The organism is Micromonospora sp. M71_S20 (genome assembly GCF_003664255.1).
In the GTDB taxonomy this organism is placed as follows: Bacteria; Actinomycetota; Actinomycetes; order Mycobacteriales; family Micromonosporaceae; genus Micromonospora.
On sequence record NZ_RCCV01000002.1, the window covers coordinates 409,448 to 423,337 of the forward strand.

General features: G+C 73.3%; 12 protein-coding genes and 1 tRNA gene. 4 read left to right on the plus strand and 9 right to left on the minus strand.

The features are described 5' to 3' along the window. Positions 1-235 precede the first annotated feature (235 nt). The 5 genes from DER29_RS22765 to DER29_RS22785 form a co-directional block, all read right to left on the minus strand. A tRNA-Met gene (locus DER29_RS22765) sits at positions 236-312 on the minus strand. Between the two features lie 124 nt (positions 313-436). Continuing rightward, the gene (locus DER29_RS22770) at positions 437-1,360 is read right to left on the minus strand and encodes a hypothetical protein (RefSeq protein WP_121399706.1); all 924 of its coding nucleotides are present in this window, start codon (positions 1,358-1,360) and stop codon (positions 437-439) included. Beyond that, the gene (locus tag DER29_RS22775; RefSeq protein WP_121399707.1) at positions 1,350-1,859 is read right to left on the minus strand and encodes a SigE family RNA polymerase sigma factor; all 510 of its coding nucleotides are present in this window, start codon (positions 1,857-1,859) and stop codon (positions 1,350-1,352) included. Before DER29_RS22775 ends, DER29_RS22770 begins: the two co-directional genes overlap by 11 nt. Positions 1,860-2,026: 167 nt before the next feature. Continuing rightward, positions 2,027-5,056: a UPF0182 family protein gene (locus DER29_RS22780; protein ID WP_121400132.1), complete on the minus strand. Its 3,030-nt coding sequence runs from the start codon at positions 5,054-5,056 to the stop codon at positions 2,027-2,029. A 178-nt stretch (positions 5,057-5,234) separates the two neighbouring features. Then, on the minus strand, positions 5,235-6,248 hold the full coding sequence (locus tag DER29_RS22785) for a PDZ domain-containing protein (protein ID WP_121399708.1): 1,014 nt from the start codon (positions 6,246-6,248) through the stop codon (positions 5,235-5,237). A 182-nt stretch (positions 6,249-6,430) separates the two neighbouring features. Between DER29_RS22785 and DER29_RS22790 the strand changes: the two genes are divergently transcribed. After that, the gene (locus tag DER29_RS22790) at positions 6,431-7,666 is read left to right on the plus strand and encodes a zinc-dependent metalloprotease (RefSeq protein WP_121399709.1); all 1,236 of its coding nucleotides are present in this window, start codon (positions 6,431-6,433) and stop codon (positions 7,664-7,666) included. 242 nt (positions 7,667-7,908) lie between these two features. Here DER29_RS22790 and DER29_RS22795 read toward each other — a convergent pair whose 3' ends face one another. Continuing rightward, complete coding sequence (locus DER29_RS22795; RefSeq protein ID WP_121399710.1) at positions 7,909-8,523, minus strand: hypothetical protein; 615 nt, start codon at positions 8,521-8,523, stop codon at positions 7,909-7,911. A 140-nt stretch (positions 8,524-8,663) separates the two neighbouring features. Beyond that, entirely contained in the window at positions 8,664-9,194 is a 531-nt protein-coding gene (locus DER29_RS22800) for a M48 family metallopeptidase (protein ID WP_121399711.1), read from the minus strand. Between the two features lie 550 nt (positions 9,195-9,744). Here DER29_RS22800 and DER29_RS34700 point away from each other — a divergent pair. The 3 genes from DER29_RS34700 to DER29_RS22810 all read left to right on the plus strand — a co-directional run bounded on the left by DER29_RS34700 (position 9,745) and on the right by DER29_RS22810 (position 12,630). Next, positions 9,745-9,912: a DUF5679 domain-containing protein gene (locus tag DER29_RS34700; RefSeq protein WP_012014940.1), complete on the plus strand. Its 168-nt coding sequence runs from the start codon at positions 9,745-9,747 to the stop codon at positions 9,910-9,912. Positions 9,913-10,131: 219 nt separating this feature from the next. Continuing rightward, positions 10,132-11,184, plus strand: coding sequence for a hypothetical protein (locus DER29_RS22805; protein WP_121400133.1), 1,053 nt, complete (start codon positions 10,132-10,134; stop codon positions 11,182-11,184). Positions 11,185-11,262: 78 nt separating this feature from the next. Continuing rightward, entirely contained in the window at positions 11,263-12,630 is a 1,368-nt protein-coding gene (locus tag DER29_RS22810) for an AarF/ABC1/UbiB kinase family protein (RefSeq protein ID WP_121399712.1), read from the plus strand. Between the two features lie 386 nt (positions 12,631-13,016). On the opposite strand, the gene DER29_RS22820 is transcribed toward DER29_RS22810, so the two are convergent. Next, complete coding sequence (locus DER29_RS22820; protein ID WP_088998544.1) at positions 13,017-13,382, minus strand: WhiB family transcriptional regulator; 366 nt, start codon at positions 13,380-13,382, stop codon at positions 13,017-13,019. Positions 13,383-13,511: 129 nt separating this feature from the next. Next, positions 13,512-13,769, minus strand: coding sequence for a hypothetical protein (locus DER29_RS22825; RefSeq protein ID WP_121399714.1), 258 nt, complete (start codon positions 13,767-13,769; stop codon positions 13,512-13,514). Positions 13,770-13,890 lie beyond the last annotated feature (121 nt).

Genomic DNA, 13,890 nt, shown 5'->3' on the forward strand with positions numbered 1-13,890 from the left:
GCGCGGCCGAGCGGCGGACGCACAACCCAGTGGCGCACGATCCGGGACGCCTGCGGCGGTCCGAGCCCAGCGGTGGACGGCAAGCGGCCAGGAGCTCGGAGCCAGCGCCAGCGCCGGGACCGGGAGCCAGAACCAGAACCAGAACCAGAACCAGAACCAGCCGGAGGATCGTCGGGCAGTGGGTGGCCCGGAAATGCGGAACGGCCCCGGATTGAGGTCCGGGGCCGTTCCGACGTGGTAGCGGGGACAGGATTTGAACCTGCGACCTCTGGGTTATGAGCCCAGCGAGCTACCGAGCTGCTCCACCCCGCGTCGGTTCGTACACCGTATCCCACCGACCCCCGTCGCCGCAAAACGACCCCGGGACCCTCACCCGGGCCCGCGTTTCGCCGGCCGGACGGGTTCGGGGTCCGGCAGGCCCGGGCGGGCGTACGCCTCAGCGCAGCCAGCCCTCGATCGCGTCCACCGCCCGCCGGCTGTCGGCGTCGACCTGCGACCGCGTCGAGGAGGTGCCCTCCCAGCCCTGCTCCCAGAGCACGGTCACCACGTCGCCGACCCGGATCGCCCGGACCAGCCGGACCTCGTCGCCGCCCGTGGGGTTGCCGTCGACGTCCCGGGCCGGCGTGCGGATCTCGAACAGCACCGACCCGTCGCCGAAGCCGTCGTCGGCCAGCAGCCGCAGTCGGGAGGTCGACACGTTGCCGCCGCCCACCCCGGGTTGCGCGGGGCAGTCCCGGACCGCCGCCCGCAGCTCGCGGAGGAAGTCGTCGGCCCGGCCCGGCCGGTAGAGGGTGACGGTATGCGCGTAGCTGCCGTCCGGGACGTACCCCTGCGGGGTCTGCGGCAGCTTGTAGGCCAGGTTGCGGGTGCGGCGCTGCACGATCCTGGCGTCGCTGCGGTAGCGGGCGTCGCAGAGCGCCGGCAGCGCGTCGGTGTCCCGGAAGACCGGTTCCATGCCCGTCCGGTTCGCGGCCGCCTGGACGAAGAACGCCCGGTCCGGGACGTTGCCGGGCGCTCGGGGCGGCGCGGCGCCGGTGCGTCCCGGCGTGGCCGCCGGCGTACGCGTAGCGCTCGGCGCGGGGGTGGCGGTCGGCGGGGCGGACGCGGTCGGTGAGGCCGGTACGGTCGCCGGCGGCGGGGCGGCGGCGGGCGGCGGCAGGGGGTCGCGCTCCTCGGCGAGCACCAGCCCGGTGCCGGTTGCCAGCCCTCCGACCAGCAGGGCCGTCCCGAGCGCGGCGCCGGTGATCCGGAGCCGCGCCCGCCGGTCGGCGCGCCTGCGCAGGTCCTCGGGGACGGCCAGGGTGCGGCCGTCGGCGTCCTCGGCGAGCGACCGGTAGAGATCGGACAGTTCACGCGACATCGTTCGCCTCCAACTCCTCGGCGGGCAGGCCGGGCAGCAGCGTGGCCAGCCGCGCCCGCCCCCGCGACAACCACGACTTGACGGTTCCTGCGGGCACCCGCGTCTCGCGGGCGATGTCCTGCACCGACATGTCGAGGAGGTAGTGCAGGGCGAGCGCCTGCCGCTGGGCGGCCGGCAGCCGACGCAGCGCGCCCGCCAGCAGCACGGCGTCCTCGTTCGGCGGCGGCACCGGCTCGGGCGGCCCGGTGCGGCTCAGCGCCGCGCGCCAACCCTGCAACCGGCGCCACCGGTCGGTGGCCAGCCGGGCCACCACCAGCCGCAGCCACGCCTCCGGCGCCGGGTGGGCGGCCAGTCCGGCCCACTGCCGCCAGGCCCGGGCGTACGCCTCCTGCACCAGGTCCTGTGCCTCGGTGTGGTCACCGGCCACGGCGTAGCCGTAGCGGAGCATCCGTCGGGAGGTGCTCCGGTAGAACTCGTCGAAGCTCGTCGCGTCTCTCATGTCTCCGACCCACGCTTCCCGGTCGAACCCGCATCTTGCAGGAGAGACGGCGCCACGGGGCGGCGGGTTGCGGCCGCCCGGCCGGTGGTCGCGAACGCGACAGCGCCCCCGGCGTCGGGACCGGATCGGTCCGTCGGCCGGGGGCGCCGCGAGGGTGGTGGTGCGGGTCAGCCGCCCGGGGTGGGTGTGGCGCTGCCGCCCGGTGCCGGGGAGACCGGGGCGCTGGCGCCGGGCGTCGGGGAGGCCGGGGTGGCACCGGTGGCGGCCCGCTGGGCCTGCTGGAAGGCGGTGAGCGCCTCGTCGAGCGCCTTCAACGCGCGCCCGTACCGCTCGAAGTCGCCCGAGGTCTGCGCGGCCCGGACCTCCGCGATGGCGGTCTGGACGCGGTTCGCCGCCTCAACCAGCTCACCGGTCAGCGGAGGTGCGGTCCCACCCGGCGGCGTGCCCCCGGCCGGCGGCGGGGTACCACCGGCGGGCGGCGGGGCGCCCGGGGCGGCGGCCTGCTTGCCCTGCTCGACGAGCTGCTTGATGCCGTCGGCCACGCTGTTGGCCAGCACCACGTAGGAGCCGCCGTCGCCGTAGGACATCAGCACCCGCTGCAACAGCGGCGGCGCGTTCTGCGCGGCGGTCTTCACGTAGACCGGCTCGATGTAGAGCATGCCGTCGCCGAACGGCAGGGAGAGCAGGTTGCCGTACTGCACCTGAGCCTGCTGGGACTGGAGCAGGTTGAGCTGCTGCCGGATGTTCGCGTTGTTGGTCATCGACTGGTGCACCTGCACCGGGCCGGAGACCCGGGTCTGGTCGGGCAGGTCGAGCACCTCCAGCCTCGGCTGCCCGTCCACGTACGACCCGGAGATCAGCGCGGCGAGGTTCTCCCGGCCGTTCGGGGTGACCGCCGAGGTGAGCTGGAAGCGTGCCGACTCCTGGCCGGGGAACTGCGTGAAGAGGTAGTAGGGCGGCTGCTTCTGGCCGGTGTCGGGGGCGTCCGGCACGTTCGGCACCTGCCAGAAGTCCGTCTCGGAGTAGAAGGCGCCGGGATCGGTCACGTGGAACCGGGTCAGCAGGTTGCGCTGCACCTTGAACAGGTCGGCCGGGTAGCGGAAGTGCTCGGCCAGCTCGGCCGGGATCTCCGCCTTCGGCACCACCAGGTCGCCGCCGAACGCCTTGTTCCACGCCTTGAGCACCGGGTCGGTCTCGTCGAACTCGTAGAGTCGGACCGTGCCGTCGTACGCGTCGACGGTGGCCTTCACGGAGTTGCGGATGTAATTGACGTTCTCGCGGGCGAGCTGGAAGGTGCCCCGCCCGGTCAGCTCGTCGGCCGTCTGCTCCTGGAGGTTGACGCGCTCGGCGTACGGGTAGGTCGCCGCCGTGGTGTAGCCGTCGATGATCCACTGGATCCGGCCGTCGACCACCGCCGGGTACGGGTCGCCGTCGAGGGTGAGGAACGGGGCGACCTTCTCCACCCGGTCGCGGGGGTTACGCACGTAGAGCAGCTTCGAGTTGTCGTTGACCGCGTCGGAGAGCAGGAAGTTCGACTCCTGCTCTTTGATCGCGTAGAGCAGCCGCCGGGTGAACGAGCCGATCTCGACGCCGCCCTCACCGGTGTAGGTGTAGGACTCGCCGCCCTCGCCGACCGGGCGGTCGAACTCCGCCTTCCGCGCCGGGTCGGTCTGGCCGACGATCGCGTAGTCGCTGGCGTCCATCCGCTCGCCGTAGTAGACGCGGGGCTGCTTCGCGGCGATCTGCTCGGTCTGCGAGGCGCACTGCTCGGTCGTCTGCTGGCCCTGCTCCTTCTGCTGCTCCTGCGGGTCGCCGAGGAAGCCGGAGACGAAGAAGGGCTGGCCGCCGCAGACCACCCGGTTGCCGGGCGCCGCCACCAGCCCGTAGCCGTGGGTGTAGACGGTGTGCCGGTTGATCCAGGTGTTCTGCTGGGTGGTCAGCTGCCGGTAGTTGACCTCGCGGAGGCCCACCACGTAGTCCTGCACCTTGCCGTTGACCCCGTACCGGTCGACGTCCAGCTTCTCGCCGAAGTCGTAGAACTGCCGGACCTGCTGGCGCTGGGTGTACGTCTCGGAGACCAGTTGCGGGTCGAGTAGCCGGATGTTCGGCACCACGGAGGTGTCCGTGGCGAGGGTCGCCGGCGGCGTCAGGTTGCTCGCCGCGTACGGCGTGGTGGTGGCCGCCTCCAGGCCGAACGCCGAGCGGGTGGCCTTGATGCTCCGCTCGATGTACGGCGCCTCCTTCTCCTTCGCGCTGGGCTTGACCTCGAAGGTCTGCACCGCCCAGGGGTAGATGCCGCCGATGGCGACGGCGGAGACGCCCAGCAGGGCGAGCGAGATGCCCGGCCAGACCAGGTTCCGCATCCAGGCGTTGGAGAAGACGATGATCGCGATCGCCACGACGATGGAGATGTAGGCGAGGATCTCCTTGGCCGGCAGCAGCGCGTTGACGTCGGCGTAGCCGGCGCCGTAGACGGGGCCGTTGCCGTACTCCAGCAGCATCGCGCGCCGGTCCAGCACGTACGCGAGCGCCTTCAGCAGGACGAAGACCGCGACGAGCGTGCTCAGGTGGGCCCGGGCGGCGTTGGTCATCCGGTCGCCGACGCCCTGGAGGCGGACTCCGCCGAAGACGTAGTGCACGGCGAGCGCGCCGATCACGGAGAGCACCACCGCGGTGAAGCCCACCCCGAGCAGGTAGCGCAGGAACGGCAGCTGGAAGACGTAGAAGCCGACGTCGATGCCGAACTCCGGGTCCTTCACGCCGAAGTCCCCGCCGTTGCGGAAGAGCAGCCACTGGTTCCACCGGCTCTGTGCCGACAGCCCGGCGAAGAGGCCGACCACGGCGGCGACCAGCGCGATCCACAGGCCGAGCCGGGGGCTCAGCAGCATCCGGTAACGCTCCAGGGTGGCCTGCTCCGGCGAGTGCGGGCGCATCCGGGGGCGCAGCCGCTGGGCCAGCCAGAGGTTGCCGCCGACGAACAACGCCATGCCCAGGCCGACGACGAAGAAGAGCAGCAGCCGGGTCGTCAGCACCCCCGTGAAGACCCCGGTGTAGCGGACCTCGTCGAACCACAGCCAGTCCGTCCACGCCTGGACACCCCAGCCGAGCAGGGTGAAGAGCACGAACACCCCGACCAGGACACCGATCGTGACGCGTCCGCGTCGGCTCATCCTCGGCAGGGGGCTGCTGCTCTTCATGACCACTGTTGGCTCCGCACGCTCGATGTGATCGGCTCCGACCAGGCACCTAGAGTACGGGGTGTTCCTGAACGTGTCGGTCCAAGGTCACACGGCGTCGCGCCGCGCGGCGGAGGCGTCGACGGACGGGCGGCCGGTGCGGGCCCGTCACGTACGCCGGAAACGCCCGCGCCCATGGTCAGCAGCGGGTCGGCTGACCCCCGGCGCGCAGCGTCTCCAGCGTGGTCAGTGCCTCGTCCAGCGAGCCGACCTTCAGCAGCGGCAGCCCGGGCTGCGGGTTGCGTACGGCCTCGGCGCAGTTCGCCGCCGGCACCAGGAACGCCACCGCGCCGGCCTCCTTCGCGCCCACCAGCTTCTGGGCGATGCCGCCGATCGGGCCGACCCGGCCGGCGTCGTCGATCGTGCCGGTGCCGGCGATGACCTTCCCGCCGGTCAGGTCCTCCGGGGTCAGCTTGTCCACGATGCCGAGGGCGAACATCAGGCCGGCGCTCGGCCCGCCGATGTCCTCCAGGTCGATGCTCAGGGTGAACGGGTGCGGCTGCTGCTGCTCGATCTCGACGCCGATGCGGGGCCGCCCGTCCTGCTCCCGGCTGGTGACCCTCGCCGTCGCGGCGGCGCCGTCGCGGGTGTAGCCGAGCTCCAGCGCGGTCCCGGCCGGCTTCGCCCTGATCAGCTCCGTGAGGCGCGCGGCCAACGGGACCGGCTCCCCGTCGACCGAGGTCAGCACGTCGCCGGGCTTGAGTACGCCGGCCGCCGGGCCGTCGGCGGCGACGGTCTTGACCACCACCTGCACCGGGTACCCCAGCTCGCGCAGCGCCGCGGTCTCCGCGCTGGTCTGCGAGACCTTGAAGTCCTCCGCGTTGCGTTCCTCGACCTCCTTGCGGGTCTCCCCGGGCGGGTACACCAGCTCGCGCGGCACCACCGCCTCGTCGTCGGAGAACCAGCCCTGGATCGCCGAGCGCAGCTTGACCGAGGGCTGCACCCCGACCGTGGTCAGCCGGAGCTGGCCGGCGGAGGTGGACGTCTCACGGCCGGTGACCTGGATGACCTCCTTGCCGTTCTCCTTGCCGAGCGTGTTGACGGTCGGCCCCGGGCCGAGCACCACGTACGGGATGGGCGCGCCGAGCACGCCGATGCTGAGCAGAGCGGTGAGCAGAGCACCGAGCAGGACGGTCACGCCGCGACGTCTCATGCGGCAGAGCGTACCGACCGGGATCGGGGCCTCCGGCGGGTGAATCGCGACTTCGCCCTCAGCGCAACGCCAGCGGCAGCTACCTGGGGCGCGGCGCGCGTACCGTAGACGTCGTGCCTGATATTCCGTTCGGTTTCGCGCTCCCGGGTGGGCAACCACCAGACCCCAACGATCCCGCGCAGATGCAGCAGTTCATGTCGCAGTTGCAGCACCTGCTCTCCGCGTCGGGCAGCGGGCCGGTCAACTGGGACCTGGCCCGGCAGGTGGCCGCCAGCCAACTCGCCGCCGCGGGCGACCCGGCGGTGTCGCCCTTCGAGCGCAACGCGGTGGAGGAGGCGTTGCGGCTCGCCGACCTGTGGCTGGAGCCGGCGTCCGCCCTGCCCTCGGGCATCCAGACCTCGCTGGCCTGGAACCGCAACGAGTGGATCTACAAGACGCTCGACGTCTGGCGCAAGCTCTGCGACCCGGTCGCCAGCCGGATGGTCGGCGCGATGGGCGACCTGGTGCCGCCGGAGGCGCGCGCCCAGCTCGGCCCGATGCAGTCGATGGTCGCCACCCTCGGTGGCGCGCTCTTCGGCGGCCAGCTCGGCCAGGCGCTCGGCTCGCTCGCCGCGGAGGTGCTCTCCGCCGGCGACATCGGGCTGCCGCTCGGCCCGGCCGGCACGGCCGCGCTGATCCCGGCCAACATCCGGGCGTACGGCGAGGGCCTGGAGCTGCCCGAGGACGAGGTGCGCCTCTACGTCGCCCTGCGTGAGGCCGCCCACCAGCGGCTCTTCCAGCACGTGCCGTGGCTGCGCGGGCACGTGCTCAACGCCGTGGAGATGTACGCCGCCGGCATCCGGGTCAACCGGGAGGCGATCGAGGAGGCGATGGGGCGGGTCGACCCGACCGACCCGGAGTCGATGCAGGCGATCGCGCTGGAGGGCATCTTCACGCCGGAGGACAGCCCGGCGCAGAAGGCGTCGCTGGCCCGGCTCGAGACCGCCCTGGCCCTGGTCGAGGGCTGGGTGTGCCACGTGGTCGACAGCGCGGCGAGCGGCCGGTTGCCCAACGTGGTGAGCCTCGGCGAGGCGTTCCGCCGCCGCCGGGCCGCCGGTGGCCCGGCCGAGCAGACCTTCGCGGCGCTGGTCGGCCTGGAGCTGCGTCCGCGCCGGCTGCGCGAGGCGGCGGCGCTCTGGGCGGCGCTGACCGAGCACCGGGGCATCTCCGGCCGGGACGCCCTGTGGGGCCACCCCGACCTGCTCCCCTCCGACGACGACTTCGCCGACCCGGTCGCCTTCGCGATGTCCGAGTGGGACCTCGGCGAGTTGGAGAGCTTCGACTTCAGCGCGCCGGGCGGCCCGGAGGAGAAGGCCCCGGGCGAGCCGGAGCAGCGGCGCCCGGACGACGAGCCCGAGGACGGCGACACCCGCCCCTGACCTGCCCGAGGACGGCGACGCCCGCCCTGACCTGTCCGCCGGCAGGGGCCGCCCGACCCGCCCGGGTCAGGCGGCCCCTGCCGGCGATCGACGGGGGTCGTGACCGGGGTGCCCGGCCAGGTCCCGGGGGGCGCGGGCTGCTTCCGGTGCGCGGTCGGCCGCCACGACCGTGTCGCCGTCGGCCACGACCGGGTCGCCGTCGACGTCGCGCCGGGACCGCCGGGTTGGCCGTCCGCAGCAGCTCAGCGGGGCTGTGCGGTGCCGGAGAGCAGGGCGCGGGTGGTCTCCCAGCCCTCCACCGCCGGGTCGAGGAAGGCCAGGTCGTCCGGCCCACGCAGGCGTCGCCAGGCCGGGGTCACCGCCAGGTCGCCGGGTCGCGGCGCCGCCGCGCGCACGGCCGCGGGCCGCGCGGTGTCCAGGTCCAGCGCAGGCAGCCACGCCGGTACGGGCAGCCGCGTGGCCACGCCGAGCAGCCCCGGTCCACCGCCCTCGACCGGGGCGACCGCGACCGGCCGGGTGGTGAGCGGGCGCAGCAGCTTGCCGATGGTCAGGCCCGGCACGTCCGGCGCGTCGCCGGCGATCACGGCCGCCTGGTCGTAGCCGGTGTCGGCGAGGGCGGCGAAGACGGCATTCGGGGTCGCCTCGGGGACCTCGTACACGGCCGTGTCCGGCCAGACCACGGCGTCGGCCAGCCCCCGATCCGCCGGGGTGACGGCGACGGCCGTCTCCACCTCGTTGAGCGTGGCGAGCAGGTCGACCACGTCCTCGGCGAGCGCGGCCCGCCAGTCCACCGGGTCGGTACCGGGCGGCGCCCAGGTCACCGGTCCGAGCAACGCCACCACCACACGTCGGCCCACCCCACGACCCTAACCGGACGCGCCACGAGCCACGAGCGACGGGCGCGGGAGGCGGCGTCGAGATCTTGGCAGGAACGAGCCCCTGGAGGGGCCGCTTCGTACCAAGGTCTTGCCGGCAGCGCCGGCAGGAGGCGCTGGGGTCAGTCCGTCAGCGGGGTGCCGGAGGCCGCCGCGACGCCCTCCAGGTAGCCGCGCGCCCGCTCGGACTTCGGGTAGCGCGCGACGAGGGCCCAGAACCGGGCGTTGTGGCTGGGCACGATGAGGTGCGCGAGCTCGTGCATGAGCACGTAGTCGATGACCCAGTCGGGCATGTCCCGGATGCGGTGCGAGATGCGGATCGTGCCGTCGTCGGGGGTGCAGGACCCCCATCGGCCGTTCTGGTTGGTGACCCAGCGGACGCTCGTCGGTACGGCCTGCGTGCCGTGGTCGGCGAGGTAGAGCTTGATCAGGCGGGTGGCCCGGGCGAGCAGCTCGGCGTCGGACCGGGCGAGGCGCCCCTCCCGGGCGGCGAGCCGGGCGAGCATCCGGTCGACCCACTCGCTCTCCTCGGCCCGGGAGAACTGGTCCGGGATGAGGACGACGACCCGTTCACCGTCGCGGTACGCGGACACCGTGCGTCGCCGACGCTGGCTGCGCCGCACCTCGACGACCGGCTTCCGCACCCCTGCCATCAGCGGGCCGCGCAGCCTCGGATTCCTGTCACGAAGGAAAGCTAATGCGTACTGACCAGGGGTCCGCAAGGGTCAACACCCCGACACTCGCCCGGAAAATGGTGATTGGTCGGCAGGAGTCCCAAAAAATCTTTGCCGAGCCACGGTGATTCGTCGCCGTCACCCTTCGTGGCGGCCGTCCGCGGGTGCGGAGGGCGTGGCACCGGTGGCCTCCGTCGGATGCGGCGGGGCGCCCCCTCCACGTTAGGTGATCTCCGTTGCGGGTGCAGCTTGGGGTGCCCCGCACGGGGCATCTGACCGGGTTCGGTCGGCGTGTCCGCGCCAAACTGACTTATCCGACGTAATTCGCCATGCACACTCTCGACGTCGACTTGCTCACAGTGACGAAGCACAGCTGACATGGAACCGCCCGCACCTGGGTAGGGTCCGCGGACCAGCGGTCACGAGCGTGGCCGTGGGAGAACGACCCCAGCGCCGGTGCCCGAGTGGCCCGCCGCCGGGAACCCCCGCCGGGACGGCATCGGCCGGCGGACGAGACGAGGAGGGCACCGTGGCCGACCAGGCCCAGACCTACAACGGTTACTGCGTCAAGTGCAAGGAGAAGCGGGATTTCGAGGGCCGCGTCGAGGTCTCGAAGACCGGGATGAACATGGCCAAGGGCAAGTGTCCGGTCTGCGGCACAACAGTGAACCGCATCCTGGGCAAGGCGAAGGTCTGACCCGTACGGATGCACCGGAGGGGGCGGCCGTCGGCCGCCCCCTCCGGCATCACCACATCCGATCCGCCCGCGTACCCGGTCGCGCACTGTCGGCTCGCCGACATGGTTACCGGCGAGTTGTGGATATCCCAGAATTTCCTGTGGACAACCCTGGACAGGGCACGGCGCACCTGTGGACAACGACCGACGGTGAGCACGGACACGGTCACGATCGGTGTCATGCGCCGTGCCACCCTGCCCCGTCCCACCCTGCTGCCGGGTCTCACCAGACTCTGGCGGGACCGCCACACCCTCCAACTCGGCGTCGAACCGGGCCGCGCCGTACTGCTGGAGATCGCCGATCCCCGGGCCGCCCGCCTGCTCGACCTGCTCGACGGCACCCGTAGCGAACGGCTGGTCCTGGCGCACGCCGTCGCCGCCGAGGTGGCCCCCGACGAGGCCCGCGCCCTGCTCGACGCCCTGCGGGCCGCGGGCCTGGTCGTGCCTGCGCACACCCTGCTGCCGAAGGACCTGGCCGGCCCGCCCCGGGCCCGGCTCACCGCCGAGGCGGGGGCGCTCGCCCTGGCCGCGGCGCGGCTGCCCGGCACGCCCGCCCAGGTGCTGCGCCGGCGGCTGGCCGCCCGGGTGGTGGTCAACGGCACCGGCCGCCTCGGCGCCCCGGTCGCCCTGGCGCTGGCCCAGGCCGGGGTGGGGCACGTGCACCCGGACCTGGCCGGCCCGGTGCGGCCGGCGGACCTGGTCGGCACGGGCATCCCGGCCGCCGCACTCGGCCGTCCGCTCGCCCGGGCGGTACGCGACGCCGTCGAGCGGGCCGCCCCCGGCACGGGCACGGGCCCTCTCCGGCGGGGCCGGGTCGACCTGGTCGTCCAGCTCGGCACGGACCGGCCGGCCGCCCTGCTCGCCGCCGGTCACGCCCAGCGCCGCCAGCCGCACCTGCTGCTCGGCCTCCGGGAGGGCGTGCCCGTGGTCGGCCCGCTCGTCCGCCCGCCCGTCGGCCCCTGCCTGAACTGCCTCGACCTGCACCGGGCGGACCGGGACCCGGACTGGCCGGCGCTGGCCGCCCAGCTCGCCACGGGCGCCGGCGAGCAGGCGTGTGCCACCGCGACCCTGCTGGCGGCCGGGGCGTACGCGGCGGCCGAGGCGCTGGCCCAGCTCGACGGGGGCACCCCGGAGACCCTGGGCTGTGCGGTGGAGATCACCGGGGCGGGGCGGCTCCGCCGCCGGATGTGGCCGCCGCACCCCTCCTGCGGATGTTCGCGACGACGCCGGTGACGCCCCCGAAGGCGGGGACGGGCACCCAGCCCGGCGGCAGAGCAGCCGCGGGCCCCCGGAGTCGGTAACAATGGCCGGGTGACCGACATCCCGCGCCGGGCCGTGTCCCGGACCGCCAAGCTCGCCGCTCTGCCGCTCGGCTTCGCCGGTCGGACCGTCCTCGGCATGGGTAAGCGCGTCACGGGGCTCGCCTCCGACGTGATCTCCGCGGAGATCCAGCAACGCACCGCCGAGCAGCTCTTCAGCGTGTTGGGGCAGCTCAAGGGCGGTGCGATGAAGTTCGGCCAGGCGCTGTCGGTCTTCGAGGCCGCCCTGCCCGAGGAGATCGCCGCCCCCTACCGGCAGGCCCTCACCAAGCTCCAGGAGGCGGCGCCGCCGCTGCCGGCGGCCAGCGTGCACAAGGTGCTCGCCGAGCAGCTCGGCCCGGACTGGCGGGACCGGTTCGTGGAGTTCGACGACACCCCCGCCGCCGCGGCCAGCATCGGCCAGGTGCACCGGGCGGTGTGGCGGGAGCCGGGCTACGGGCCTTCCGGCGCGCCGCAGTCCCGCGACGTGGCTGTCAAGATCCAGTACCCGGGCGCCGGTGACGCCCTGCTCGCCGACCTCAAGCAGCTCTCCCGCCTCGGTGGGATGTTCCGGGCGATCCAGCCCGGGCTGGACGTCAAGCCGCTCCTGGCGGAGCTGCGGGAACGGATCACCGAGGAACTCGACTACGAGTTGGAGGCCGAGTCGCAGCGCGCCTTCGCCGCCGCGTACGCGGACGATCCGGAGATCCACATCCCGGCGGTGGTCTCGGCGTCGCCCCGGGTCCTGGTCACCGAGTGGGTGGAGGGCACCCCGCTGGCGGAGATCATCCGCGAGGGCACGGAGGAGCAGCGCGACGAGGCCGGCCGGCTCATGGCGATCCTGCACCTGTCCGCGCCGCAGCGGGCCGGGCTGCTGCACGCCGACCCGCACCCGGGCAACTTCCGGCTGCTGGCGGACGGCCGGCTCGGCGTGATCGACTTCGGCGCGGTGGCCCGGATGCCGGAGGGCACGCCCGAGCCGATCGGCCGCATCGCCGCGCTGGCGTTGCGGGGCGACGCCGACGAGGTGGTGGCGGGCCTGCGCTCGGAGGGCTTCATCGGCCCCACCGAGGAGATCGACGCCGAGGCGGTGCTCGACTTCCTGCGTCCGATGCTGGAGCCCATCGCCGCCGAGGAGTTCCGGTTCACCCGGGCCTGGCTGCGCACGGAGGCGACCCGGTTGGCCAGCCCCCGCTCCCCCGCGTACCAGTTGAGCCGGCAGCTCAACCTGCCGCCGTCGTACCTGCTCATCCACCGGGTGACGCTCGGCTCGATCGGCGTGCTCTGCCAGCTGGAGGCGAAGGCGCCCTACCGGGGCATCCTGGAGCGCTGGCTGCCCGGTTTCGCCCCGTCGGCCGGGCGGCCCCCCGCGGGCGGCTGAGCGGCCGGGCCGACTGAGCGGCCGGCCGGCCGGCGCGGTGGCGCGGTGGCGCGGTGGCGCGGTGGCGCGGTGGCGCGGTGGCGCGGAACGCGTCGAGGGGCGGTGGCCGGAATCCGGCCACCGCCCCTCGACAATCGGTGGGGTACTAGAGAACGCCCAGGTCGCGCGCCGCTCGGTTGCGGCTGTTCATGGCGACGGTACGGGCGGAAAGGGTTGCCTCAGTGCTCGTGGTGGTACGACCGGCCTGAGGCCGGCGCATTCGAGCCCGGGACAACGCTTCGTGAAGTAGTTGCATCTCGGCGACTCCGTCAAGAACGTTCAGCATGGTGGTCAGCTCTCTCGTCGCCGGCGTGACACCGGCGTGGGTGGGTTGGATCGGGTGCATGTCAGGCCGCCAGCCGGACCGTGGTGCGCGACTCGGACAGCCCACTGGCCGCCAGTCGTGCCTCGGCCTCGACCCGGAGCGCCGCGTCGCGGGCGAGGTCCTCCTTGCGCGGACGGCCACGGGGCCGCTTGCGCGGGACGACCGCGCCACGCTCGAAGATCTCGCCGCCCCAGACGCCCCAGGGCTCGGCCCGCTCCACCGCCCCGGCCAGGCACTCGACGCGCAGCGGGCAGTCCCCGCAGAGCGACTTGGCCAGCTCGAGCTCGGCGGGCGAGTCGGAGAACCACAGGTCGGGGTCGAACTTCCGGCAGGGCAGGTTCGCCTCCACCTCGACGCTCACGTCGAGCGGGGCCAACGCCAGACTCATCGCCCGGTCACCTCTCTCTCACTTCGATCTCGTGGATCGCATTTCCGACGTACTTGGCGGGCAAAAAACTGAGGCCGCGGATCCCGGTAGCGGGTTCCGCGGCCTCGAGGTGAGCCGTTGGTCTGAGGATCAGACCGGTCTACCTCGAGGTGGAACTCCGCGGACGTCCATGTGACGCTTGACAGCATCGACGCCCTTGCCCGTGAAGCCACTGGTCCCCTGGATTCCGTTCGGCGCGGTGGCGAGAATCAGCTCGGCCTGAGTCTCGACCCGGTGCACCTGGGAAACCGACGGTCGCGCAGCGGCGAGGGCCACCCGGACAGCCGACAGCGGAGCGACGGCAGCGGGCAGCGCCGCCGGACGCTCGCAGATGTAGATGCTCTCCATTGGGGCCACCTCCTCTGACGTTCACTCGTGCCGATACGGTCTCTACCCCTCGTGAGCAGCCCGAATGGCGCCGCTCGCGAGGTGTGTCATGAGGCTATTCCTCGCCACGGGGCGAGGGCAA

Coding starts and splice junctions, on each gene's coding strand:
- DER29_RS22770 (WP_121399706.1), bottom strand. CDS start 1,360: ATGTCGCGTGAACTGTCCGATCTCTACCGGTCGCTCGCCGAGGACGCC.
- DER29_RS22775 (WP_121399707.1), bottom strand. CDS start 1,859: ATGAGAGACGCGACGAGCTTCGACGAGTTCTACCGGAGCACCTCCCGA.
- DER29_RS22780 (WP_121400132.1), bottom strand. CDS start 5,056: ATGAAGAGCAGCAGCCCCCTGCCGAGGATGAGCCGACGCGGACGCGTC.
- DER29_RS22785 (WP_121399708.1), bottom strand. CDS start 6,248: ATGAGACGTCGCGGCGTGACCGTCCTGCTCGGTGCTCTGCTCACCGCT.
- DER29_RS22790 (WP_121399709.1), top strand. CDS start 6,431: ATGCAGCAGTTCATGTCGCAGTTGCAGCACCTGCTCTCCGCGTCGGGC.
- DER29_RS22800 (WP_121399711.1), bottom strand. CDS start 9,194: ATGGCAGGGGTGCGGAAGCCGGTCGTCGAGGTGCGGCGCAGCCAGCGT.
- DER29_RS22805 (WP_121400133.1), top strand. CDS start 10,132: ATGCGCCGTGCCACCCTGCCCCGTCCCACCCTGCTGCCGGGTCTCACC.
- DER29_RS22820 (WP_088998544.1), bottom strand. CDS start 13,382: ATGAGTCTGGCGTTGGCCCCGCTCGACGTGAGCGTCGAGGTGGAGGCG.
- DER29_RS22825 (WP_121399714.1), bottom strand. CDS start 13,769: ATGGAGAGCATCTACATCTGCGAGCGTCCGGCGGCGCTGCCCGCTGCC.